At 60.2% G+C, this 24,441-nt stretch carries 16 protein-coding genes; 10 read left to right on the top strand and 6 right to left on the bottom strand.

Annotated features, from left to right (window positions below; translation table 11 throughout):
* Position 1 precedes the first annotated feature (1 nt).
* From PSH80_RS21345 to PSH80_RS21325, 5 genes are all read left to right on the top strand, one after another.
* Positions 2-1,261, top strand: a complete 1,260-nt coding sequence (locus PSH80_RS21345; protein ID WP_225923819.1) for a hypothetical protein — start codon at positions 2-4, stop codon at positions 1,259-1,261.
* 641 nt (positions 1,262-1,902) lie between these two features.
* Positions 1,903-2,550, top strand: coding sequence for a hypothetical protein (locus PSH80_RS21340; RefSeq protein ID WP_057438309.1), 648 nt, complete (start codon positions 1,903-1,905; stop codon positions 2,548-2,550).
* 15 nt (positions 2,551-2,565) lie between these two features.
* Complete coding sequence (locus PSH80_RS21335) at positions 2,566-3,306, top strand: hypothetical protein (RefSeq protein ID WP_057438396.1); 741 nt, start codon at positions 2,566-2,568, stop codon at positions 3,304-3,306.
* Between the two features lie 56 nt (positions 3,307-3,362).
* Positions 3,363-3,833, top strand: coding sequence for a CS1 type fimbrial major subunit (locus PSH80_RS21330; protein WP_057438311.1), 471 nt, complete (start codon positions 3,363-3,365; stop codon positions 3,831-3,833).
* A gap of 9 nt (positions 3,834-3,842) precedes the next feature.
* Positions 3,843-4,583: a hypothetical protein gene (locus PSH80_RS21325; RefSeq protein ID WP_057958568.1), complete on the top strand. Its 741-nt coding sequence runs from the start codon at positions 3,843-3,845 to the stop codon at positions 4,581-4,583.
* Here the strand turns inward: PSH80_RS21325 and PSH80_RS21320 are convergent.
* Positions 4,580-7,669 (bottom strand): transglycosylase domain-containing protein, encoded by a 3,090-nt coding sequence (locus tag PSH80_RS21320; RefSeq protein ID WP_198830320.1) that lies wholly within the window; start codon positions 7,667-7,669, stop codon positions 4,580-4,582. The genes PSH80_RS21325 and PSH80_RS21320 overlap by 4 nt on opposite strands.
* A gap of 616 nt (positions 7,670-8,285) precedes the next feature.
* On the opposite strand from PSH80_RS21320, the gene PSH80_RS21315 reads away from it, so the two are divergent.
* On the top strand, positions 8,286-9,704 hold the full coding sequence (locus PSH80_RS21315; protein ID WP_057958570.1) for an amino acid permease: 1,419 nt from the start codon (positions 8,286-8,288) through the stop codon (positions 9,702-9,704).
* 51 nt (positions 9,705-9,755) lie between these two features.
* Here PSH80_RS21315 and PSH80_RS21310 read toward each other — a convergent pair whose 3' ends face one another.
* Both PSH80_RS21310 and PSH80_RS21305 read right to left on the bottom strand, forming a co-directional pair.
* Positions 9,756-16,244: an NEL-type E3 ubiquitin ligase domain-containing protein gene (locus PSH80_RS21310; RefSeq protein WP_305418220.1), complete on the bottom strand. Its 6,489-nt coding sequence runs from the start codon at positions 16,242-16,244 to the stop codon at positions 9,756-9,758.
* A gap of 62 nt (positions 16,245-16,306) precedes the next feature.
* Positions 16,307-17,443, bottom strand: a complete 1,137-nt coding sequence (locus PSH80_RS21305; RefSeq protein WP_200659067.1) for an OpgC family protein — start codon at positions 17,441-17,443, stop codon at positions 16,307-16,309.
* Positions 17,444-17,704: 261 nt separating this feature from the next.
* On the opposite strand from PSH80_RS21305, the gene PSH80_RS21300 reads away from it, so the two are divergent.
* Genes PSH80_RS21300 through PSH80_RS21290 form a run of 3 tightly spaced genes read left to right on the top strand, consistent with a single transcriptional unit; the run spans position 17,705 to position 20,599 of the window.
* Entirely contained in the window at positions 17,705-18,079 is a 375-nt protein-coding gene (locus tag PSH80_RS21300) for a GtrA family protein (RefSeq protein WP_115128917.1), read from the top strand.
* Positions 18,076-19,023, top strand: coding sequence for a glycosyltransferase family 2 protein (locus tag PSH80_RS21295; RefSeq protein WP_305418217.1), 948 nt, complete (start codon positions 18,076-18,078; stop codon positions 19,021-19,023). The genes PSH80_RS21300 and PSH80_RS21295 overlap by 4 nt, the downstream gene beginning before the upstream one ends.
* Positions 19,010-20,599: a glycosyltransferase family 39 protein gene (locus PSH80_RS21290; RefSeq protein ID WP_305418215.1), complete on the top strand. Its 1,590-nt coding sequence runs from the start codon at positions 19,010-19,012 to the stop codon at positions 20,597-20,599. Before PSH80_RS21295 ends, PSH80_RS21290 begins: the two co-directional genes overlap by 14 nt.
* Before the next feature lie 4 nt (positions 20,600-20,603).
* On the opposite strand, the gene PSH80_RS21285 is transcribed toward PSH80_RS21290, so the two are convergent.
* Complete coding sequence (locus tag PSH80_RS21285) at positions 20,604-20,888, bottom strand: putative quinol monooxygenase (protein WP_057958576.1); 285 nt, start codon at positions 20,886-20,888, stop codon at positions 20,604-20,606.
* A gap of 12 nt (positions 20,889-20,900) precedes the next feature.
* Positions 20,901-22,520, bottom strand: a complete 1,620-nt coding sequence (locus PSH80_RS21280) for an FMN-binding glutamate synthase family protein (protein ID WP_057438323.1) — start codon at positions 22,518-22,520, stop codon at positions 20,901-20,903.
* Positions 22,521-22,753: 233 nt separating this feature from the next.
* Between PSH80_RS21280 and PSH80_RS21275 the strand changes: the two genes are divergently transcribed.
* A complete protein-coding gene (locus PSH80_RS21275) occupies positions 22,754-23,026 on the top strand; it encodes a type B 50S ribosomal protein L31 (RefSeq protein WP_057958577.1) in 273 nt (90 codons plus the stop codon).
* Positions 23,027-23,038: 12 nt separating this feature from the next.
* On the opposite strand, the gene PSH80_RS21270 is transcribed toward PSH80_RS21275, so the two are convergent.
* Complete coding sequence (locus PSH80_RS21270; protein ID WP_120734094.1) at positions 23,039-24,439, bottom strand: ATP-binding protein; 1,401 nt, start codon at positions 24,437-24,439, stop codon at positions 23,039-23,041.
* Positions 24,440-24,441 lie beyond the last annotated feature (2 nt).

Here is a 24,441-nt window from a genome sequence, read left to right as displayed (position 1 = left end):
CATGACGAGATTACCGACCACCATGAAACGCATCAGAACTTTGATCTGCCAGTTGGGAGGAGTAGGCGCTACGTTGTTGTTCAGTTCGACGGCAGTGGCGCTGACCCAGGACATCACGGCCGTGTTTACGCCGGACCCCGGCAATCCGTTTGTGAACCAGTTTCGTAATACAACGCCTATCAGTTCTATTTGCGAGTCTCACATTCCAAACCAGTGCAAGGCGTTGAATATCTTCAGCCTGCGGGAGTGGAACTTTGAGGCGTTATCCAACGGGCCGATCCTGGCCAACCATGAGAATGACCGCCAGGGCTATTACGTAAAAGTGCCATCCGAGTGGCGAGATGTGCTGGTGACGCATAACAGAACCGGGGAAGTCGAGACCGTAAAGATGCGTATTGCCGGGCTAGGTGGCGTCTGGACTGCGGCCAATCCGCCGGGGGTGGCGGCTTGGGCGCAACCTGGACGTGCATGGCATGCGCAATGGCAAAACGCTCCGAGCCCGTGCCGAAGTACTGGTCACCTTAAGTTTACCAATGCCTCTGCCACGTATTTCTGGTTGGTCCCTGAAGGAGCAGGCGCCTGTGGTCGCAAGCCCTCGCTGGATATTCCCAGGTTGCGCCTGTTCCAACTCGAGTATGCCTATGAGCTTAAAACCCCCAATCCGCTAGGCATGTCCAGCGGTGAATACTCTGGCAGCCTCACCTACACCATGGGGCCTGGGGGAGATTATGACTTCGGCGATGTGCTGATTCCGTCGGACAACCAACTGACCTTCAATTTCGCCCTGGAAGTGCAACACCAGCTCCAGGTGGACGTCCCCCCGGGCGGTAACCGTGTCGAACTGGTGCCCCAGGGCGGCTGGCAAGGCTGGGTGAACCAGGGGCGCAAGCCGGCACGGTTGTTCCGTGACCAGACGTTCAATATTTCCGCCTCGTCGCGCTTCAAGATGCAGATGGCCTGCGATCAGGTCGTAGGGGACACCTGCGCCTTGAAAAACACCACGGACGGTCATGAAGTGCCGCTGGACGTCAGCGTCAGCCTGCCCCATGGCCTGAACCGTGAAGACGGCAGCGCGGTGAATCGCCAGCCGCTGCTGCTCAGCGGCGCCGGCACCGAGCAGTTCAATCCGGGCTTCTACGTCAACAGGCGGCCCGGCACCCTGCACTTCGAGGTCAAGAAAGATTACGCCGAGCAGATGCTCAGTCGAGGCGGTAGCACCTACACGGGCCAGGTCTCAGTGGTCTGGGATTCACAAATATGAGCTGCCGTCAGATAGAGGCCGTCAGTGGTAGCGGCATGAATGTAGCGAAGTGGCTAGGGCGTGGCTCGCAGGTGGCGGCCAGCGTGTTACTGGCGTCGCTGGCAATGCCTGCAATCGCTGTGGAGATGAGCATTCATGCTGAGTTTCGGCCGGACCCTGCACAGCCGCACTTGAACAAGTTCGAGAACAAAACGCCCAGTGTTGGTTACTGTGTGTCATTCCCTGCCCAGTGTAAGTCCTTGAACATATTCAGCCTCAGGGCTGCTATTTCGGCTGAGTCCGTGACGCAAATCTCTGCGTTTCATACGGATCAACGGCAAGGCGCAATGTTTAAGGTCCCAACGGAGTGGCAGGATCTGACCGTGGTGCATCGGCAGACTCAGGAGACCGAGACGTTAAAGGTACGGATCATGGGGGTCGGTTCGACATATTCCATTCCCAACCTGATTAGCCTGGTCGGAGGGGGCGTGACCCCTTTGCAGGCTCATCAGAGAATGTGGACCGGCTCCAGTTGGGTGTACCCGCCGCGTACCTGCCTGGGCACCGGGGTGAGCCTTTATGGGACGATAACCTATGGGTTTTTCTGGCGAACCCCCGTCGGCTCTCTATGTGCCAGACAGGCCAGGTTCGACATTCCCACCATGCGCTTAAACAGCCTGGAGTTTGCCTATGAACTCATCACGCCCAACCCATTGGGCATGTCTTCAGGGGAGTACATCGGTAGTCATCAATACACCGTAGGGCCCGGCAAGGACTTCGATTTGGGCGACGTGATGATGCCCAGCAGCCCTACGCTGACTCTGAATTTCACCCTGGCGGTGCAACATGACCTCAAAGTCGAAGTTCCCCCCAACGGCAACCGTATCGAGCTGGTACCCCAAGGCGGCTGGCAAGCCTGGCTGAATCAGGGTCGCAAACCTGCGCGTCTGTTTCGCGACCAGACCTTCAGCATTTCTGCCTCGTCGCGTTTCAAGATGCAGATGAGCTGTGAGCGGTCTATCGGCGACACCTGTGCCTTGAAGAACACCACCGACGGCCACGAGGTGCCGCTGGACGTCAGCGTGAGCCTGCCCCATGGCCTGAACCGGGCCGACGGCAGCGCCGTGATTCGCCAGCCGCTGCTGCTCAGCGGCGCCGGTACCGAGCAGTTCAATCCGGGCTTCTACGTCAACAGGCGGCCCGGCACGTTGCACTTCGAGGTCAAGAAAGACCACGCCGACCAGATGCTCGAGCGCGGTGGCAGCACTTACTCGGGCCAGGTCACGGTGGTCTGGGACTCGGAACTTTAAATGAGACTGATGAAGATGAAACATCTGTTGGCGCTGTGTGCGCTGTGCTGGTTGCCGATCTCGGCACCGGCCGCTCCCAACATCAATGTCGGGGTGTTCTATGACTACCTGGACGGCGATAAAAGTACCTACCTCAAACGGGTTTTCAACGGCGGTGACAGCACGGCATTTATCAAAGTCTCGGTGATGGAGATCCTCTACAACGCCGACGGCACCTCCGAGGAAGTGGAGCTCAAGAGCAACCTCGAGAACACCGCCCGCGACGGCTTGATGGCCACCCCGGCACGCCTGATCGTCCCTGCCGATGGCATGCAAGGCACACGTTTGCTGTACCTGGGCGAGCGCGACAAAGAGCGCTATTTCCGCGTGCGTTTTGTGCCGGTGATGCCGGAGCCGGAGGACGATTTTGCCGTCTCCAGCGACGAGCGCGAGGCCTATAAAACCAACCTCTCGGCCGGCGTCACGGTACTGGCGGGGTTTGGCACAGTGTTTTTCGTGCGGCCCAAGGTCACGCGCTTTGCCACCCGTATCGACGATCAGCCCACTGAGTACGGGATGCATAACGATGGCAACAGCGTGGTGGTGGTCGACCAGTTCAAGGACTGCGCCAGCGACGGTGCCCAGGAATGTTTGCCCGTCACCAAGAACCACATCCTGCCGGGCCGTGCCTTCAGCTTCCCCAAGCAGGCAGGGCGTACGTATCGCTTCACTCTGGTTGAGGGCAGCGAGAAAAAACCATATGAGGTCAAAGGCTAATGGTCATTGAAAGAGCACATAGGCACGGGCACCGCCCATGCAGAGGCTGCAAAGTCGTGTTGGCAGCACTGTTACTGGTGGTTGTCACGTTGCTCAGTACCCAGGCCCACGCGATCCGTGAAGAGCAGGTGTTCGAGGTCTCCGTCACCATTCCCACCGCCGACTTTTATGTGCTGCCGATCAACCCGGTGTTTTTAGAGCGTGAGCAAGAAATGGCGTGGAACCTGGTGACCCGCACGCTCAAGCCGTTGCGCGAACACTTCGACGTGAAAAACAGCGCCGGCGGGATTGTCGCGCGCCTGGGCGATCTGCCGGTGCTGTCCAACGGCCGGCGCCTGATCCTGTTGAACGTGTCCTTCAACGGCCAGGCGCTGGACCTGACGGACACCCTGGTGGTGCCCGCCGATCAAGCGCGGGTCGGCAAGCGAGTGCTGTTGGACATTGCTGCCGTCGAGCCGGAGGACGGCTACGTGCCGGGCGACTATTTTGGCAGCGTTAACCTGATATTCGACGCGTTGCGACCGTAAGAGGTGGTTATGAAATACGTTTATGCAGTACTGGGCGCGTGGCTGTGGTCCTTCAATGCCTATGCCGGGCCGGCCATCAATGTCGGGGATTTTTACGATTACTTGAATGGCGACAAAAACACTTATCTCAAGCGCGTGTTCAATGGCGGCACCAGCACCGCGTTCGTCAAGATCAATGTCACCGAAATGCTCTACAAACCCGATGGCAGCTACGACGAAGTACCGCTCCAAAGCCAAGGCGACGGCATGGTGCGCGATGGCCTGATGGCCAGCCCGGCACGCTTGATCGTGCCCGCCAATGCGATGCAAAGCACGCGCTTCCTGTTTATGGGGGAGCGGGACCGGGAGCGTTACTTCCGGGTGCGCTACTTGCCCGTGGCGCCGGAAAAGGACGATGACTTTGGCGTCAACGACGAGGACCGCGCGGCGTATGAGGCGTCATTGACGGCAGGTGTGCGGGTGATGTCGGGGTACGGCACGGTGTTCTTTGTGCGGCCCGAGCACAGCCGTTTCGATACCCGCACCGAAAACGGTGGCCGCACCTACACCCTGCGCAACGCCGGCAACACCGTCGTGGTGGTGGATGAGTTCAAGGACTGTTCGGTAGCGGATCGTACGGACTGCGCCCCCGTGACCAAGAACCATATCTTCCCGGGGCGGGTATTCAGCTTTGAAAAACAGGCCGGGCGGACCTACCGGTTTTTCCTGGTGGAAGGCAGCTCCGAGAGAGTCGTCGAGATCAACGGCTAGGGCGCGCTGCACAAGGTGTGGCCAGCGGGCTGCAGATAGGGCGTCAGCACCGGCGCCATGCCCTTGAGCACCTGGACCGGCAGCGCCGAGGTAAACGTGAAGTTCTGCGCACCGCTGCCGGGGACAAAGGCGGTCAAGGTACCGAAATGCCGATCGCCGATATAGAACACAAACGTCGCCGTGCGGTTGATTGCCTTGGAACTGAGGACGCGCCCGCCGGCGCCAATGGCTTCGATGCGATTATCCCCGGTGCCGGTCTTGCCGCCCATGGCCAGTGGCGTGCCGTCGGCCAACTTGAAGCTGCCCGACAGCCTTTTTGCGGTGCCTGCGTCTACCACCTGGGACAACGCACTCCGTAGGGCTGTGGCGACTTCGCTGGGCATCACCCGCTTGCCTTTATCGGGGTGGTTCACCAGTCGGGTTTCATAGGGCGTGCCAGGGGCGAAGTGCAGGCTGTCGATCCGCAGCGTCGGTTCACGTACCCCATCGTTAAGGATCGTCCCTACCAGTTCCGCCAAGGCTGCCGGGCGGTCACCGGAGCTGCCGATGGCGGTGGCCAGGGACGGCACCAGGTGGTCGAAGGGATAGCCAACCGCCTGCCAGCGCTGATGAATATCGAGGAACGCCTCAATCTCCAGCATGGTGCGGATACGGGTGTCCCGGGCGCTTTTGTGGCGGCTCTTGAACAGCCAGCCATAGACTTCCTGGCGCTCGTACTGGCTGGCGGCGACGGCCTGGGCGAAGGTGGCGTCGGGGCTGTTCAGCAGGTAGCCAAGCAGCCACAAGTCCAGTGGGTGGACCTTGGCGATGTAACCCTGGTCCGGCAGGTCATAGGCGCCGGGGCCGTAGTCTTGATAGAGCTTTTCCAGGCGTGCATCGGTAAGTTTTTCCGCGGCCTTGGTCCCGGTCAGATGGGAGCGCACAAAGCTGTTGAAGCTCTGCTGGCTGGCCTGGGGCAACAGGTACCGGTGCACGGCGGCCAGGCGAATGGCGGTGGGGTGAATGCTGTCGAGAAAAGTCGCTAGCCGGGCCTGGGTGTCCTTGTTGCGGTATTTTTTCCAGAACCGCAGCAAAAAGGTCTTGCCCTCGCGGTCGGCGAACTGGGCCAGGTATTCCTGGCGGCGCGGGTCGCTGTCGTCCTTGAGCAACTGGGCGCTGTTGCCCGGTGCCTGGTAGGTGCTGTAGCGCACCAGGTCACGCATCAGCCGGATAAACGGCAGGTTGATGGATTCGCGCAGGGCATCACGCAGGGTCGGGTTGCGGCCATTGTCTTCGTTGCGAAAGTTATTGAAGCGATGCAGGCCGCCGCCGGTAAAAAAACGTTCGCCGGGGCTGGCGGAGTACTGCCGGTCGAGGGCCGCGTCGAGCATGTTCGCCAGGCTCCGGTCGCTGTTTTGCACCAGGTAATCCACGGCCCAGCGGGACAGGCGGTCCTGCTCGTCGAGCACGACTTTTTTCAGCGCGGCGGGCGTCTGCCCGGCATAGCGCTCGTGCAGTTCGCCGATGATTTGCAGGTAGGTGGTGAGCACCCGCAGCTTGGCGGTGGAGCCCAGTTCCAACTTGCTGCTCTCGTTGATATCGAAGGGTTGGTCGGTGTTGTCGGTTTGCACCCGCACCCGGGCGCCGTCGGGTGTCATTTCGTAGAGGTTGAAGCTGTAGCGCACCTGAGCGGTGCCGGCCGCGGTCAGCAGGCGCGGGCCGAGCAGGCCGAGTTGGCCGGCAACGCTCGGGTCTGCCAGGCGCTTGAGGTACTCGGTGGCCTGGGTTTGCAGATCGCTTTGCAGGGTACTGGTGGCGGCCAGGTCGAGGCGGTCCAGGTCGTACAGCGAACGATTGAGCAGGGCGGCCAGGCGGCTGCGGGCGACGCTGATGCCCTTGTTGGTTTCGATTGGCCGGAGGGTGGGTTGCTGCTGCCAGTCCCGATAGTTGACCTGACTGGCCAGGGCCGCCGTGGACAGTGCCGGTTCGATCACGCCGTTCTGGGCCAGCAGGCGGATATGGCTGTCGGTGAGCTGCGCCAGTTCATCGCGGCCCTTGGTCAGGTAATGGGACGGGCGGCGCTGGGCAATCATCAGCGACAGCACTTCACGCAGGGCCAGGCCTTTTTGCGCCAGGGATTGTGGGTCGCTGCCGGCGAGCAGGGCGTTGGTCTGGTTGAAGTCCGCGCCGTACCACACCCGCAGGCCCTCGGCCATGCCATGCACTTCGCCATGCCCCGGCACTGCCGACAACGGCACGCTGTTGAGGTAATCGCGCACGAGGTTTTGCCGTGCCTTCAGCGTCTGCGGACCATTCTGATAAGTGCGCACACTGGCGGAAATCATCTGACGAATTTTTTCGCCGCCGGACAGGGTCAGCCCGTCGGGGGAGTGGCGGTACTTTTCCAATTGCGTGGCGAGGGTACTGCCGCCCGCCGTCTGGCCGGGCAAGTGCAACACTTTGGCGACCTGGGACCAGGCGGCCTTGGCAAAGCGCGGCCAGTCCACGGCGGGGTTGGCCTGGGGCTGGGCGGGGTTGAGCAACTCGCGGTTTTCGATAAACAGCAGGCTGTTGACCACCAGTGGCGGGATATCGGCAAAGGAAGGGTAGAGCTGCTGCGGGTAGCTGAACTGGTACAGCGCGGTGCCACGGCAATCGGTGATCGACAAGCCCGCCTGGACTTTCTCGGCATAGGGCACGAACAGGCCGTGGCGAGTGTGGTTCATCAGCGCGTCGGAGAAGCGCGCCTGGGACTGGATCAGGTAATCGCGCTTGAGCAGCCTGGGTAAGAAGTCACCCAGGGCGCTGTAGCCCAGGCGCTGATCGAACGGGCCGGCACCGGGGTAGACGATGGCATCGCTGGGGCCGGGCTGCACGCTGTAGGTCAGGGTTGCCGCCAGGCGACTGAACTCCCGCGCCTGCCACTTGGACGTGCGCATTTCCCGGGAAGCGGCAAACCCCAGCGCGATCAGGCCCATTACCAGCAACAACCACAACATACGCCAGGCATAGCGTCGTTTGCGGGGCTTTTGGGGCGGTGGCTGTTCATCCGGGCTGTCGGTTGGCACCGCAGCCTTGGCCGAATTGGTTTGCCACGAAGCACCCATAGTCGATTGATCCATTCACGCAGATTGATCGGACTTGTCTGAAGCTTAGACGCTGGTAGGCGTGTAGGAAGGATTTGTGTGGAGTGTGAGATTTTGGCCGAATGCACGTGGCGTGGTGCGGGGGGATCTACCTATCTCTCCTGTGCAGTTGTTTGGGTGGGTGTGCATACCCGTTGTTTACAGCCAGCCCTCTGAATGTCTGCAAACACCGCGAGCGGTGGTCAGGCAAGGGGACAAGCCCCCACGCCAGCACACCGCAGGGAAGGCCCGTCCTAGAGCCATCCCCGCAGGTAAATCCGCCAAAGGTAGGGGCATGACTGTGCACCATCCTTGTGCAATACTCGCCGCCGTTTAATGAAGGCAATTCCTACATTGCCCAGGTGATGCTCCTCCGTAAAAGGCGCTTTTGCCGAGAGTTCTCGCTGAATCTTGCTGTTTATTGAGTGAAAAGCCCTGCTCATGGCTTTTTATACTGCACCCCCGCTGAGCGGGCCCGGTTTCTAGGGCCAGGCAGGTTTGCCCAAAAGGCAGCCTGGCAGGAGGGCGTCGTGGCGATCCGCCGTGATGCCGGACACTCGGTGGTTCATATCCAATAACAAAATGAGGTTGTACCCCTATGCCTGTTGGCAACCATCTGCCCCATGGCGAGACCGCTCAAGGCGGTCCGCTCAAACGCGAACTCGGCGAACGGCATATTCGCTTGATGGCGCTCGGCGCCTGTATCGGTGTCGGTCTGTTCCTCGGTTCGGCCAAGGCCATCGAGATGGCCGGCCCGGCAATCATGCTGTCCTACATCATTGGTGGCCTGGCGATCCTGGTGATCATGCGCGCCCTCGGTGAGATGGCCGTACATAACCCGGTGGCCGGTTCCTTCAGCCGTTATGCCCAGGATTACCTCGGCCCGTTGGCGGGCTTTCTTACCGGCTGGAACTACTGGTTCCTCTGGCTGGTGACCTGCGTTGCGGAAATCACCGCCGTTGCCGTGTATATGGGCGTGTGGTTCCCCGATACGCCGCGCTGGATCTGGGCCCTGGCGGCTCTGATCAGCATGGGCACGATCAACCTGATCGCGGTAAAAGCCTTCGGTGAGTTCGAGTTCTGGTTCGCCCTGATCAAGATCGTCACCATCATTGCCATGGTTATCGGCGGTGTCGGCATCATTGCCTTTGGTTTCGGTAACGACGGCGTGGCGCTGGGGATTTCCAACCTGTGGGCCCACGGCGGCTTTATGCCCAATGGCGTGCAGGGCGTGTTGATGTCCCTGCAGATGGTGATGTTTGCCTACCTCGGCGTGGAAATGATCGGCCTGACCGCCGGTGAAGCGAAGAACCCGCAGAAGACCATCCCCAATGCCATCGGCTCGGTGTTCTGGCGCATTCTGTTGTTCTACGTCGGCGCGTTGTTCGTGATCCTGTCGATCTACCCGTGGAATGAAATCGGCACCCAGGGCAGCCCGTTTGTGATGACCTTCGAGCGTCTTGGCATCAAGACGGCTGCCGGCATCATCAACTTCGTGGTGATCACCGCCGCGCTGTCGTCCTGCAACGGCGGGATTTTCAGCACCGGGCGCATGCTCTACAGCCTGGCGCAGAACGGCCAGGCCCCGGCGACCTTCGGTACCACCTCCAGCAACGGCGTGCCGCGCAAGGCCCTGCTGTTGTCGATCTTCGCCCTGCTGCTGGGGGTGTTGGCCAACTACCTGGTACCGGACAAGGTCTTCGTATGGGTCACCTCCATCGCCACCTTCGGTGCGATCTGGACCTGGGTGATGATCCTGCTGGCCCAGCTCAAGTTCCGTAAGAGCCTGAGCCCGGCCGAACAGAAGGCCCTGAAGTACCGCATGTGGCTGTACCCGGTCAGTTCGTACCTGGCCCTGGCGTTCCTGGTACTGGTGGTGGGCCTGATGGCTTACTTCCCGGATACCCGCGTGGCGCTGTATGTGGGCCCGGTGTTCCTGGTATTCCTGACCGTGCTGTTCTACGTGTTCAAGCTGCAGCCGACCCAGGACGGTCTTGGCGCGCAACGTTCGGCGTAATCCCCTGACCCCTGGCCTGCCTGTTTGCTTCACAGGCAGGCCAGTCGCGCTTCAGACGTGCATCAACGTCCGTTGCGTGCCCTCGGTCAACTGACGCACAAGGCGGTTCTGTTCGGCCGTTTCCTCGTCGAGCAGTTGCTGGTGGCGGGTCCAATACTCATCCGAGTTCTTGGTCGGAAACTCCTGATTCAGCGCGCCGACTTTGTAAGCGATGGTGCCCTTGACGGTGAAAAACGCTTCCGGCTCGCTGCTGGCCAGATACTCGACCCAGAAGTCGGTCATCAAGATTGCTTCCTGCAACGCCGGTGACTGGCCGAGTGCCCGCAGACTCCTGCGCGCTTCATTGACCACCTCGTCGGTGACGTAATCATCCACGGTGTACAGCAACGCCAGTGGATAAAACGGCAGGTTGAATTCACGGGCCAGTTTGTCCCGCAGGTAAACGGTGACCTCGGCGGGGTCGACTTCAAGCCCTGCCTGCTCGCGCTCAAGAATAAACCGGTCGCAAAAGTGATCCAGCTGGTTCAGGTAAAAGCAGCTCTTGGCCAGCTCCAGCAATGCCCTGTCGGCCAGGTAACTCCTTGGCTGCTGCTTGGCCTGATGGATCCGGTGATGCAGCTCCATGTTGGTAAATGCCAACAGGACGCTGTCGCCGCAATTGCCTGAACCATAGGTATTGAGGCAGACCGCGTTGCGCAGTTGCGTCGACTCGCCCATGGCGATCAGCAAGGTCCAGACCCGCTCGGTCAGGCGCGCCCTCGATGCCGTGTGGCGATAGGCGTGGGTTCGCTTCAGGTCACGCAGCACCCGGAACACATCATCGGCCCTGGCGGTTTCATTCGCTTTCAACTGTTCCCACAGCTCTCGGCGGGCGGGCACGTCTTGTGCCGCGACGCCTGTCAGCCAGGTGTCGAGGTCGTTTGCCGCTACGGGAGCATGGGCCGGTGTGCGAAGTTGCCCGCCCAGGCGGATGCCGGTATCCAGGCGGTATGTGTCGATGCGCGCCAGGGTCTCGGCGGACAACGGGTTTTCATGGAGCAGGGTGTTGCGATTGGCAGTTTGCAGCCATGGGTTGGTGAAAACCTCTTCAGGGATGGTGGTGATCCCGTTTGCCTGCAAGTGCAGTTCTGTCAGGCTTGGCAGGGCGCTGGCGCCGATGGGCCACTGAGTGATGCCTGTATTGGCCAAGTGCAAGGTATTCATCTGCAGCATCCGGCTGACATCCGGTACGAGGGTCAGGTCCGGATTATCGTTCAGATCGAGTTTCTGCAGGTTGACCATGCTTGCCAGGCGTTGCACAGACTCTTGGGTCAAGTGCAGGTCGTTGTCGTTCAGGTCAAGGTGGGTAAGTGTGGTCATGTCGGTGATCGCCTGGGGCAGTTCAGTCAGGCGACAATCAATGCGCAATGCCTTGAGCTGGGTGAACTTGCCAAGAAACTCCGACCCTGTCGCAGGGAACGCATTGCCGGAAATCCGCAGGTATTCAATGTGATTGAAGCCGGTGGTGCCCGTCAGGAATGACGCAGGAGGCAAGCCTTCGTCGTCCAGTTGCAACTCCAGCGAGGGCACGTTGAATAGCCCGGCGATGTAAAACGTAGCGTTTTCCTGACGCCATGCGCTGCGCAGTTGGTAGGCAATATGGCGTCGCCTTCCGCGGTTCATGCCCAGGGGATCGTTGAGCTCGTTGTCGGTCGGCAACAGGGTTTCACTCCAGCGCGACAGCTCCACATCCATGGCCTGATACTCCGCCTGGCGGCGTTCCAGCTCGAGCAGTTTTTCTGGGTCGCTCATGTTCAATGACTGCAGCAGTCGCCGTGCATCGTCGTTGTTGAAATGGTGGTACAGCTCTTGGACCTTGGCCACCAGGTCCGGTGGCCGGGGGCCGCGAAAAGGCCAGATTCGTTGCCATAACGGATACACCAGGAACGAACGGTCAACGCCCATCGCCGGTTGCATCCAGGGTTGCAGGTGTGGGATGTCCAGCAGACCCTTGATTTCAATACGGCGGGCGAAGGCCAGTTCGGCAAGCTGGTACTGCAGCTCGGCGATACCGCTTTGGGTGTCAACCTGAAGCAAGCTCTGCTCGGCAGCAGACAAGGTACTGAGAATGACCCGCAGCAATCTGTTCGATGGCTGGCCCAGCGGTTCGCCCTGTTGGTCATAGGCCTGATACCCCCGGTTGGTCCTGGCGATCGTCTTGCGTGATGTCCCCACCAGATGCCCTGCCGTTTCCAGCAAGCGTCCCTGGTTGTCCCATTCGCGAATATCAATGCGCAGGGTTTTCGGCCAGGCGGGCAGGAGTCGCAGCAGGTACAGGGTGATCCGGTCGCTGTCGGCATTGGCGCAGGCATCCACATACAGGCCTTCGTACGCACGGTTCAGGCGCAAGTCGTGGGCACTTGTGCGCGCCTGTTCCGCCAGGCGCAGGCTCAATTGGTTGTGCTTATGCAGTTGTCTGAGCTCCCGTGACGAGGCCTGGCCCAGGATCGCCTTGACCGTGCTGGTGGGCAGTTCCGGGTGTTTGGCCTTGAAACGCCGCTCTTGCTCGGTGCCGCCGGACTCGCTGCGTCGGTACAAAGACTTGAGGAGTTGCGCCCGTTCCCGTTCGGTGTATTCGACGATCCGGGTGACCAGTTGGACCAGACGCTGCTCGGTGGTCTTGGGGACCTGCCCCAGGAGGCCCTCGATAACGTCATCGTGGGGGACGATGGCCTCGAGCAGCCGGGCACTTTTGAACTGCGCATCGGTGACCGTCACCACCTGGTTGTCGGGCCGCTGGTGCTCGGGGTATTGGTGGGTGACGCGATTATCGCGGTCGACAATCTGCAACACATGGGTGTCGGGCCATCCGGGCAGGCTGGAGATCACCAGCAACTGCAGGTCCGGACGGGCGAAAGGGTTGCTGGGCAGGGCATACATCGCCTCGATGAACCGGTTGATTTCCTGGTCGATGCGCAAGCGCTTGCACGTATCGGCCAGCAGCGGCGGCGATGCCCGATTGCTACGGTGTATCTGGCGCAATACATGGGGCGGGGTGTCGGTCAGGGCGAGAATGGACGTGGCCATATCCTTGGGGAATGCGTAGTGGTCGCTCCCGAGGCGATAGAGCAGGCTGTGGTCATCCCAGCTCATCGGGTTCTCGCTGGACAGGCGCCAGGCACCTTCACCGTTGTGCTCCAGGGTCGGGGTGTCGACGCCGACCTTTTGCGGGTGCATGAGCCGCCACTTGAATACCCGTCTGTCATAGATGATCCGATACCAGGAGCCAAACAGGGGCAGGTAATGGTCGCCGCTGAGGGGAAGCAGGCCCAGGGCGTCGAGCTGCAGTTTGTGTGGCAAGGACAGGGTGTGTTCGTATTGCGCCAGCGAACCGTTGGCCAGCCTGACAAAGCCTGAAGGGCCGCGCTGGTTGCTCATGTAGTCGCCCAGGGTAGCGCGCAGGCCCAGGGCATCGGTTTCGCTGCTCATGCTGAGTAGCTGCCGTTCATGGGGTTGCAGCACTGAGCCAATGGCCAGGTAGAAGCTGTCCACCGCCGGTGACACGGCAATCGTGCCGGCATTGCGCATGTCATAGGCCTCGTAGACGCCTTCGCCGAAGTGGCGCAGTTCCACGGTGAGGTCGTCGGGGCCGCTGGAGACATAAGGGCTGGCGATGGTGTCAGCGATCACTTCGGTGATGACGAATCTGCGTTTGAGACGTTGCTGTATCAAGGCGGAAGCGAACTCCCTGGCCCATTGATCGGCGTCGTTGTTGAACTGACGGGGGTGATACAGCGCGTCGATGGCGGCGTCGATGCGCAGGGCGGTGCGGTGAGTGTCCAACAACTCATAAAAGGCCGTTGGCAAAAGCCCGCCACGCAGGTAGGCCTGTTGTTGGCTTGGGCTCAGTGGATGCTGTTCCAACAGCCGTTGGAGCAGTGCCGGTGACAATGGGCTGTTGAGGTCGCGCATTTTTTTCAGCAGCGGGGTGACGGCCACCAGGGGCTCTGCTGCCTTGACCGGCAAGAAACGCCGGACAGTGGGGGGCGGCAGTTGCTCGCTTTTTTCATAACTGGCGTAGTTCACCAGGGCCGCGAACAAGGCCGTGCGTTCGCGCCGTGCCAGGTCTACAACGGCACGGCGCACTGCCATGATCCGCTGGGCGGGCGTGGCATCGGCTTGCTCCGTCAGGCCCAGTTGCGAGGTGTCGGGCTGCAGGCTGATGACCAGGTCCAGCAGGGGGGCGGCGCGGTAGCGCGGCTGGCCGCGATAACGTTCGGCCTGGTAACTGCCGTCTTCGTTGCGCACGATTGTCAGGGTCGTCAACCCAGGCACCCGCTGTTCAGTCTTGCCAAAGGTTTCGATCACTGAGCGTTGTGGGTCGCTGATGCTCAACAGGACTGCGGCGGGCCACTCGGGCAGTTGGGTCAGCAGGCACAGCACCACGCTATCGCCATAGGGGGGCAAATAACCGGCTTCGTGGAAGTGTTCGATAATCTGCTGGATCACCTGATCGGCCTGCAGGCGCCGCACGCCTTCGATCAGGTTCAGGGGGGGCGGTGCGCCGCGCCAGACATTTTCCAGGATGGCGCGGGAGGTGGCGGTGCTGCGCAGCATCCGTTCCAGGTCGACCGGGGAGATGATCGACGAACCATTGTGCAGCATCTGTTGCAGCAACTGCGTATCCGACAGGTCTCGGGTGTGGTGCAAGTCGAAGGTCCAGGCTTGCAGGTGCGGGGCAAACACAATCGCAGGCTTGTAGGCGCTGCGGCTGTTCTTGAGCACGTAGCGCTGATTGTGCTGGTCGTGGATGACCTCGGCCACCAGGGTCTGGCGCTCGTGGTGCAGTTTGACGTACTGCCTGCCTTGTACGGTGAACACGCACAGGGCATCGGCACTTTTACCTTCGAGCAGGTATTGCTGGTCATGGGCGTAGTGGCGGGCGTCGGGTTTCCACAATTCATCCACGCCGTCGGGGCGCGTGACCTTGCGCGGGTTACCCAGCTGTTGCAGGTAGTGGAGCATGCGCTGGCGATGGGCTTTGCCGGCAACGCTGATCAAGAGCCCGCTGACGGCCAGATCGGCGACATCGGTCAGGGTCGAAGCGAAGCCGCTGGCGTCGCCCTTGATGGCTTCATCCAGGCCTGCGCTGACGCTGTAGGTCATGCTGCCGAGCACCGCCAGTTGCATGACCCGATTCATCCCCGTGACCCCACCGGGCAGGGGGGTGAGCAACAGTTGCAGGACTTCGTTGGCGATAGCGGCGGTGGCGTCCTTGAGCGCTTGCCAGTCGGCTTCGGAGCGGGTGTTGGCGAGGGTGTCGATATCGGCCTGGCAGCGCTGGATCTGGCGATAAGTCAGGGCTTGCAGCAGGGTTTCGGTGGGGCCGGTGGCAGGGTCGGTGGCGAAATGAATGTCGTTGAGCGTCTGTTCCGGGAAGGCTTTGTGAAAGCCGTCATACAGAAGCCCGGCCAGCCAGCTCATGCCCTCGGGGCGTGGTTCCTGGGTCAGCAACGGCCGGAACAACGACAGGCCTACCAGCGGTAATTGGCGGGAAAACCAGCCGAGGTCGCCTTGCTGGTGACTGTCGAGCAACTGCTGGCGAAAATCAGCCTCGGCCGAGCGCGCGTCGCGGTGGTAGCGGAACGCGCCGCCGGGGCGAAAGGGGAAATAGGACAGCACCGCGAGGCTGGCCACTCTGATCAGCAGCAACGGAACGGGAATCGCACTCTGCCAGGGCACAAAGGGCACGGCAATCACGGGGGTGACGCCGGAGGTCAGGCTCAGGCTCTCGACGACCAGGGGCGGCCCGTTGCCCTCGATCAACGCCGTGAGGCTGTCGTATACCGCCTGGGTCATGCCGTTGTGGGCACGGTTGCGCCAGGCGTCCAGCGCATCGAACCGCAAGAGTGCCAGCGCCGCCTCGCTCATCAACCGGCGCAGCGTGCCGTTCTCGCCGAGTGCGGCCTTGATCTTTACTTGCAACTGGTGGCCCAGGTCCAGCTCGCGGGCGATGGTGATGAACGCCCGGGCGCTGAGGCTGCGATCGCCATCGGGGCCGACCACGCGGCTGGCGTCCACCAGGCTGTAGCCGGAGTCCTGGCGAATGGCGGAGGTAAAGCCGAAATTCACGCAGGCGGCTTCCCACAAGGTCATGCTCTTGATGTGTTCGATTTCGCGCAGATTGCTATCGGAGCGGCGGGGCACGCGGATATGGCTGCCCGGTTGACGATCCCAGGGCAAGGCTTGCTCGACCTTTTCCAGGTAGGTGGTCTCGAAGCGGTATAACTGCGGGTCGCGTCCGCCGATCCGGTTGCGCAACTGCATCAGGCTGTCTGTCTTGAAGGCCCGGACCACTCGCTCTTTCTCGGTTTCAACCGCCGCCAGGGCTGCGAGAGCGTCGCGTTGCAGCTGCAGAAAGCGTTTTTTTTCCTGGGTGTCCAGGCCATCGAGGGCCTGGTGAACGTTGCGCTGGATCAGCTCCAGCGCCTGTTGTTGGGCCCAGGCGGTACTCGATTGCAGATTGCCAGACAGGCCGTTGAGTAATTGATGAGTCGGCATGTGCTCTACCTTTCACGATAAGTGGAAGGTAGATGGAATCAGCCCGCACCCAGGCTCGGGGGCTAACTATTTAAGGGGCGTTCGTCACTGCGCCGAGCCAGGTTCAGTTGCTTGTTGAACTCCAGCCATGCCGCCAGCCCAGCCATCAACGCCAGGCCCAGCAGTGCACTGAATATCTGCATCGGCCAGGCGTCGTCGACCTGGGCGTTGAGCATATCCGCCAGCGGCGCCAGTAAGACCCCCAGGCAGAACACTTCCAGGGAATAGCGCCCCATGCGGCAGCTTTGTTGCGCCAGCCAGTTTTGTGTCCAGGCGCGGCCGGGCAGGAGCTTGGCGGTGACATAGGCCAGGGCGAGGAAGTGCAGCAGGCGCACCGGCGACAGATCGGTCTTGCTGATCGGGTACAGCAGGTTACTCAAGGCGGCGGGCATCAGCTCATCGTGGATCTCGGGCCAGCGCCAGGACACGGTAATCACGCCGGCCAGCAGTGTGTAGGCGGCGGCCGCAAGAAACAGCGGTTGTCGCTGCAACGGCCGGGTCTCAGGTGCATGGGGCTGCCCGGCGCGGATTGCCGCCGCGCCGCCGAGCACGAACAATAACTGCCAGGTCACCGGGTTGAAGTACCACACGCCATCGGCAATCGCCGCCAGGTTCCAGCCCAATTTGGGCGCCAGCAGGTACACCACCACCGACACCGCCACCACCGCCAGGGGCGCGCGCACCAGTACCGGCAGCACCAGCGGCAAACCGAGCAGCAACACGATGTACAGCGGCAGTGGGTCCATCAGGTTGGGCTTGAAGCGCAGCAGCAATTCATCGGTCAGGGCTTGCTGCGGGTTGGTGATGAAGTGCGTGAGGCCCATTTCCTGGACCAGGTCGCGGGTCTCCACCTTGCTGTTGGCGAAGAAGACGATGCCCATCAGCATCGCCAGCAAGAAAATATGCACCACATACAACACCCAGGTACGGCGCAGGATTTTCAGGCTGGCCATCCAAAAACCTTCGCGCTGCAACACTTTGCTGTAGGCCAGTATCGAGGCGTAGCCGGCGAGGAACACGAAGACTTCGGCGGCATCGCTGAAGCCGACGTTACGCAGGGTGATCTGACCAAGGGGGTTGTGAGGCACGTGATCCCAAAAAATGAAAATCAACGCCAGGCCTCGAAAAAAGTCGATGCGCGGGTCGCGTCCGTTAAGCATGGCTCGGGCTCTTGAACAGTGGGTTAAATACTGACCCGCGGGTGTCGGCAATGATCCTGCCGCGCGTCGGGCGGGCGCAGGTTGGCGGTATTTGTAAGCAATTGCAAAGGATGGATATTACGGAATGTCTCAATTTCGGGATGGAATTGTACCGCCGGTCGCATAACCGCCCCTACCTGTTAGTTCTGACAGTAGACGAGGCTTTGTCGGCATGGCTTGCTTGCCCATCGACCGCGATGGGCAACGAGGCGCGATGGTGGCATGGGCAGACTATGGATGGGGTTCTCCACCTACACGGTGATCGGCATCGCCAATACGGTGATCCACTGGCAGCTGTTTTTCGTGCTCCGGGCCGCCTTTGATCTGAGCCAGGCCTTCAGCAATTTCCTGGCCTTTTGCGTGGCGGCGACCTTTTCGTTTTTTGTGAATGCCACTTTCACCTTTGGTATGGCGGCTTCGCTGGGCCGCTACCTGCTGTTCATCTTCTGCCTGGGCAGCTTGAGCCTGGCGGTGGGGTGGCTGGCGGATCGCTGGCGCTTGCCCGGGCTGGTCACCGTGGTGGTGTTTTCCCTGGTCAGCCTGGTGTGCGGTTTCCTGCTATCGAAGTACTGGGTGTTCCGCAGGTCCGCCCCATGAGGCTCTCGCTGATCGTGCCGTTGTTCAATGAGGAGCAGGCGATACACCTGTTTTACCGGGCCGTACGCCAGGAGCCGTCGTTGCAGGATCACGAAGTCGAGATCGTGTTTATCAATGACGGCAGCACCGACCGCACGGGTGATATCGCCAGGGATATCGCGTTGGCCGATAGCGATGTGGTGTTGATCAACTTTTCCCGCAATTTTGGCAAGGAACCGGCACTGTTTGCCGGCCTGGCGTACGCCAGCGGTGAGGCGGTGGTGCCCATGGACGTCGACTTGCAAGACCCGGTTGAAGTGGTCGCGCGCCTGATCGAGAAATGGAAGGAGGGCGCCGATGTAGTCCTGGCCAAGCGTCGTGATCGCTCCAGCGATGGCTACCTCAAACGCCACAGTGCCTCGATGTTCTATCACCTGCTCAATCGCATCGCCTACACCCATATCGAAGAAAACGTCGGCGACTTCCGCCTGATGGACCGCAAGGTGGTGGACGTGATCAAGACGTTGCCGGAGCAGCAATTGTTCATGAAGGGCGTACTGTCCTGGGCCGGGTTCACAGTGGCTATCATCGAATATGACCGGGTTTGCCGGGTGGTCGGCCACAGCAAGTTCAATGCCTGGAAACTGTGGAACCTGGCGCTGGAGGGCATCACTTCGTTCAGCACCTTGCCCTTGCGGTTATGGAGTTACATCGGTGCCGGTATTTCGTTATTGGCGCTGGGGTATGCGGGGTATCTGATCATCGACAAATTGCTGTTTGGCAATGAGGTGCCGGGGTATCCGTCGCTGATGACGGCGATTCTTTTTTTAGGCGGTGTGCAACTGATCGGGATTGGCATATTGGGGGAATATGTGGGGCGGATCTATATGGAAGCCAAACATAGGCCGAGGTATGTAGTCGCCAATGTAGTGAAGAACCAGGAGACGCCAGATGAGTCAATTTGACGGGGTGGCTATGGGCAGTGTTGATAACTCGAAGCGAACAAAAGTTTATATCTCCCTGGCTCTTATAGTGTTCTATTTTTTTGTGTTGTTGGTTTCAGTCGGGGTGCGGTTTGCCCAGTTGACTGAAACCGGTATATGGCTTGATGAGGCTTTCAGCCTACTGCTGAGTATGAAGTCGCCTTCTGAGATTCTGTTTCATACGGCCCGTGATGTTCATCCACCACTGTACTATCTGATGTTGCATGAGTGGATCAAGGTGTTCGGTAATGGCGCTTTTGCCGCCCGCAGTCTGAGTGTGTTTTTTGGGGTTGTTTCGGTGGCGCTGGGGATCTGGTTGTCGCACCTGTTGCTCCCTCGACGTGCGGCAATGCTGGCAAGCATATTATTGGCGATCTTTCCGGCGGCCGTTCGCTACAGCCAGGAAGTCCGTATGTACTCGTTCCTGGGGGCTTTGATGCTGGGCGCGACGATTGCATTTATCTACTGGCTTGACCGTCCGCAGAGTAAAGTTCCGCTCGCCCTGTACATCCTGCTGATGGTGGCAGGGCTTTATACGCACTATTTTGCGGCTTTATGCCTATTGTCCCATTGGGCCTATATTTCGCTTCTGGCAACGTCTCGACAGATAAAATATAAGTACCTGTGGAGTCGTAGTTGGTGGCTGGCCAATGGTTTGATTGTGATTTGTTTTTTACCCTGGTTGCCCAGCCTGCTAAATCAATTGACGTATTCGAGGTTGGACTGGATCGCCCAGCCGGGTATTAAGGAGTTGGTCGAGCTGACTTGGTTTTTTCTGAATTTCAGTGAAGGTCAGCAGGTGCCTGTCTGGGGGGGTTATGGCCTGGCCTTGGTGGTGTGGATAGCGTCCGTATCTATTTGTCTGTGGGATGCAAGTGATCGAAAAAATAATGCACTTCTTGTTGTGTATGTATGGTGCCCGATAGCGGCGATCATGCTGGTGTCATTGTTTTGGCCGCTGCTGTATCCACGTTATTTTTTATTTGCCGGGCTGGCGTTGCCTCTCGTCATTGCAATGGCGCTGGAGGGCGTGTCGACACGAAGTAAGTCGGCGTTCGTCATCGGTTTGTCAGCGGTTATTCTGCTTGAGTTGAATGGTTTGTGGCATGTGTATAACAAGACGTGTACGTGGTGTTATGAAAACAATCAGCTGGGCGCGCTGGCCGATTATGTTGACCACACTTCGCAGCCGGGAGACGGGGTGTTGGTGCTGGAGCCTTTCATGCACTTGTCCATGATCTATTACCTCAAGAGCGAACGCCCTGCGATGCAGTACACACCAATAAACGCGGATGGCACATCAGGGCGTCCCAACGGGTATCAGATTTCCACACTGATTCAAGACAAGGCCGATCAGATCTATGTCGATGACCTGGAATTGCTCACAACGGCCTCAGGCCGACTTTGGCTGATTGATGCCCAGGACCGTGGCACCCTCACGCGAAAGCTTCCTGCCCATTGGCAGTTGCTTGGCACCTATAGGGTAGGTAAGGAAAAAGCCCAGCTTATGGCTATTTGCCCGTTGGCGAGTGGCTGCCAGAAACCGCCTCTTCAATGACGGATTAAAACCCATCCATCAACAACACCCGGCAAGGCTTGGCCTGATACGCGTTGATCTGCGGCACCAGCCGGGTGAAGTGTTCGGTCTGGCAATGGGCATCCAGCGCGGCCTGGTCGGGCCATTGCTCGATGAAGATAAAGTGCCCCGGGTCTTTCTGGTCGACGAACAAGTCGTAGGCGATGCACAGCGGTTCCTGGCGGGTTTTTTCCACCAGTTCGGCGTACCAGGGGCGCACGGTTTCCAGGTGTTCGGGTTTGATAAAGTCTTCGGCGATCACTTTCAACACGATATTTGTCCTTTAAGCCGCTTCTACTTCATGGGGCTCGAAACTGTCGGCCCGCGCCATTTGCCACATACGCGAATAAAACTCGCCGTTCACTTCACCGGTCAGCAGCTCCCCTGGCTTGAGGAACACATGCAACTGCGAGAACAGCTTGATCTCGGTGGCCGACATGCGCCTTACCAGGTGTTTGGCCGACAACTGCGAAGGGTGATCCAGGCCGGCCGCCGCGAGCATTTCCGCGAGGGCCTTGAGGGTGTTGCGGTGGAAGTTGAATACGCGCTGGGCCTTGTCCGGTACCACCAGTGCGCGCTGGCGCAACGGGTCCTGGGTGGCCACGCCGGTCGGGCATTTGTTGGTGTGGCAGCTCTGCGACTGGATGCAGCCGATGGCGAACATAAAGCCCCGGGCCGAGTTGGCCCAGTCGGCGCCGATGGCCAGGACGCTGGCGATATCGAAGGCGCTGACGATCTTGCCGCTGGCGCCCAATTTGATTTTGTCCCGCAGGTTCAGGCCCACCAGGGTGTTGTGCACAAACAGCAGGCCTTCACGCAGGGGCACGCCGATATGGTCGGTGAACTCCACGGGGGCGGCGCCGGTACCACCTTCCTTGCCGTCGACCACGATAAAGTCCGGCAGGATCCCGGTCTCGAGCATGGCCTTGGCGATGCCCATGAACTCCCACGGGTGGCCCAGGCAGAATTTGAAGCCCACGGGTTTGCCGCCGGACAATTCACGCAACTGGGCAATAAAGTGCATCAGCTCAATCGGCGTGGAGAAGGCACTGTGGCGTGACGGCGAGATGCAGTCTTCGCCCATCATGATGCCACGGGTCTCGGCGATTTCCTTCGTCACCTTGTGCTTGGGCAGGATCCCGCCATGGCCGGGCTTGGCGCCCTGGCTCATCTTGATTTCGATCATCCGTACCTGCGGGTTTTGCGCCTGCACGGCAAAGCGTTCGGGGTCGAAACGGCCGTCGCTGGTGCGGCAGCCGAAGTAGCCGCTGCCCAGCTCCCAGGTCAGGTCGCCGCCGTTTTCCCGGTGGTAGGCGCTGATGCTGCCTTCGCCGGTGTCGTGGGCGAAGTTGCCGAGCTTGGCGCCCTGGTTGAGGGCGCGGATGGCGTTGGCGCTCAACGAGCCAAAGCTCATGGCCGAGATATTGAACACCGACGCCGAGTACGGCTGGGTGCACTGCGGGCCGCCGACCACCACGCGAAAGGCGCTGGGGTCGCTCAACGGGGCCGGGCGCATGGAGTGGCCGATAAATTCGAAACCGGACTGGTACACGTCGATCAGGGTGCCGAAGGGTTTGTCGGCGCTTTCATTCTTGGCCCGCGAGTACACCAGCGAACGCTGGGCCCGGGAGAAGGGCAGGGCGTCGCTGTCGGACTCCAGCAGGTACTGGCGGATTTCCGGGCGAATGCCTTCCACCAGGTAGCGGATATTGCCCAGGATCGGGTAGTTGCGGCGCACCGCGTGGGGGCTTTGCAGCAGGTCGAACACGCCGATCAGGCTGAGCACGCCGGTCACCAGGGTCATCGGCCAGAGCCATTCGTGTTGGATAAAGGGGAGGCTGGCGAGGGTGAAAATGACACACACGGCAAAGAATGCATAACGGCTAAGCAACGACAGGCTCATACGGTTTCCTTGGGTTCGGACTCTCTACGACCTGTAGGAGCCTGCTCCTACAAGGTTCTATTCTTTATGCGGGTTCACGGTTCAACACGGGGCCCAGCTTACGGTCGAGTTCCTTGCCGGGGCAACCGCAGAGAACCCAAGGCTCTCTTGGTATTGCAATACGTTCTCGTTTGGGTGCATTATTTACGTTACTGTATAACGTATTAATCCTGCCCAGATGCCCCGGAGGCCCTATGAAAGCTGGTATTCACCCCGACTACCGCACCGTGCTGTTCCACGATACTGCCGCCGATGTGTTTTTCCTGATCGGCTCCACGGTCGACACGGATCGCACCCACCAACACACCGATGGCAACACTTACCCTTACATGGCCCTCGACGTATCCAGCGCGTCCCACCCGATCTACACCGGCCAGCAGCGCAAGACCCAGGTCGAAGGGCGGATTGCCGGGTTCAACAAGCGGTTTGCCTCGTTTGGCTCCAGCCCCAAGCCCGCTGAAGCCTGAACAGCAGAGGCGTCACGCCGCTGTCTGCCGGATCGGTAGCACCACCCGAAAAGTGGTGCCCCTGCCGACTTCACTGCTCACCGAGATATCCCCGTGGTGTTTCTTGACGATGCCATAGGACAGCGACAACCCCAGGCCCGTGCCTTCGCCCACCGGCTTGGTGGTGAAAAACGGGTCGAAGATTTTCTGCAGGCTGTGGGGCGCAATCCCGCAGCCGTTATCCGCCACCTCCAGCCACACCCGATCGCCCTCGACCCCATTGCTGAGGGTGATCGTGCCGCGCTCCGGGCCCATGGCCTGGGCTGCGTTGATCACCAGGTTCATCACCACCTGGTTGATTTGTGAGGCCAGGCATTCAATCTCGGGCAGGGGCTGGTAGTGCTTGATCACGTCCGCCTTGTGCTTGAGTTCACTGGCCACGATGTTCAGGGTCGAGTCGATCCCTTGCTGCAGGTTCGCCCATTGCCATTGCTCGTCGTTATCGACCCGGGAGAAGTTCTTCAGGTCTTTGACGATCTGCGTCACACGGCCGATGCCGTCCTTGGATTCGCGGATCAGGATCGGGATGTCCTCCTTGAGGAAGTCCAGGTCCAACTCGTTGCGCAAGGCGCTCAGTTGTTCAAGGCAGTCACCGGGCGCCAGGGCCGCCTCAGCCTGTTGATAGGCGTCGAGCATGCGCTGCAATTGCTTGAAGTCACTCTCCAGCGTGCCAAGGTTGGAGGTGACGAAGCCCACGGGGTTATTGATTTCGTGCGCCACCCCGGCAGCCAGTTGCCCCAGGGAGGCCAGCTTCTCCGATTGGATCAACTGGCTTTGCAGCTGCTTGCGCTCGTCGATTTCCTGCTGCAAGGCCTGGCTGGCAAGGGTCAGCGCCTCGGTGCGCTGTTCTACCAACTGCTCCAGGTGCACGGTTTTCAGGCTGGCGCGGCGGGCCATGTCCCATTTGGCCGCCAGGGTATTGGCCATCTGTTGGACTTCGATATTGTCGAAGGGCTTCTTCAGAATAAGCAGTCGATCATGGGCATTGAGGCGCGACAGCAGTTCTTCCCAGGAATAGTCCGTGTAGGCGGTACAGACCACCACTTGCAGGTCCGGGGCGACTTTCCACAGCTCTTCGATAGTCTGAGCACCGTCCCAGCCCTGGGGCATGCGCATGTCGACAAACGCCAGGGCGTAGGGTCGTGCTTGTTGCATGGCCGCACACAGTTGCTGCAAGCCTTCCTGGCCGCCGTAGGCCGAGTCGAGTTCAAAGGTCTGGGCCTGGGGTTTGGCGGCTTCGCCAAACAGCGCGCTCTCCATCTCATCCAGCGCCGCGTTCTGTTCGAGCGTCGGCATCAGGATCTTGCGAAAGTCCTCGTGGATCGAGGGGGTGTCATCAATCAGCAGAATGCGCCGGTTGTAAAGAGAGGGCATGG

Source organism: Pseudomonas sp. FP818 (genome assembly GCF_030687335.1).
GTDB lineage: Bacteria > Pseudomonadota > Gammaproteobacteria > Pseudomonadales > Pseudomonadaceae > Aquipseudomonas > Aquipseudomonas shahriarae.
This window is presented reverse-complemented; position numbering and strand designations above follow the sequence as displayed.